General features: G+C 36.0%; 1 protein-coding gene. It reads right to left on the reverse strand.

Going from position 1 to position 1,061, the window contains the following annotated elements:
* The coding region (locus ASV53_RS24135; RefSeq protein ID WP_275657124.1) for a histidine kinase dimerization/phospho-acceptor domain-containing protein at nt 1–965 on the reverse strand (965 nt) is incomplete at its 3' end.
* Between the last annotated feature and the right edge of the window lie 96 nt (nt 966–1,061).

Here is a 1,061-nt window from a genome sequence, read left to right on the forward strand (position 1 = left end):
AAATTTAAATTGGTGTGTTCAAGCTTCATTTCTCCCGATTCTATTTTTGAGAAATCAAGAATATCATTAATCAAATCAAGCAAAGATAACGATGAAGAATGGAGCATCTCAACATATTCTCTTTGTTCAGGGCGCAATGACATCCCTTGCAATAAAGAAGACAAACCAATGATTCCATTCATTGGCGTTCGAATCTCATGACTCATGTTTGCTAAGAATTCACTCTTTTTGTTATTTGCCTCTACCGCTTGCTCTTTTGCTTGTTCAAGTTCATCGTAGTGATCTCGAATTCGCATCACTGAATGGTTATAACTCTCTTGCAGAGTAGTAATTTCATCGTTAAACAAACGATTTTTGAGCAATAACAATCGTGGAAGTTGCTTGTCATCAAAATCACTGACCACGGCAGACATGTGCGCAAGATGTTTCACTATCACATGATAAACGATGAATAGAATGAAAGTCGCAATAAGGAAAATCTTTACCGCTTGTGAGGCCAATAAAATCAAAAACTTATTAAACAGCCCATCATAAATTTGATATAGATCGGATTGAACCGTTATCGTCGCTAATGAGAAATTCTTATTGCCACTGCTGAAGATCATTGGCCAGGATTTTTCATGTTTATATTTTTGTAGATCCTCACCTAGCTGCAAAATGATACCGTCATCATCCTCAATCACTAAGTAGTGGATCTGCGGCTGCCTAAAAATGCCTTCCGCTTGCAGTTGTAATTGCTGTCGGTCTTCAACCCATAAGCTTGATGTAAGGCTCTCTAAGGATGTTTCTTTTATTTGATTAAGATGTTCATTAATGCTGACCAAATCTCGCTGATAATCAACATACAAGTTCACACCAGTCGTAAACAGCGTTAACACACTACTTACTAACAAAATGTAAATAAGCATTTGCTTAGCAAGCCCTAATTTTCGAAGCTTATTGTGATCCTGATGCGCTTTGTTCATCCCTAAACTCACACTTATTATTTATTCAACTAATCTAATAATAGACAGTCAAATGGAATTAATAAAAAGGGATTTTAATGATAAAAGTCATAACAC

The organism is Photobacterium sanguinicancri (assembly GCF_002265265.1).
Classification (GTDB): domain Bacteria; phylum Pseudomonadota; class Gammaproteobacteria; order Enterobacterales; family Vibrionaceae; genus Photobacterium; species Photobacterium sanguinicancri.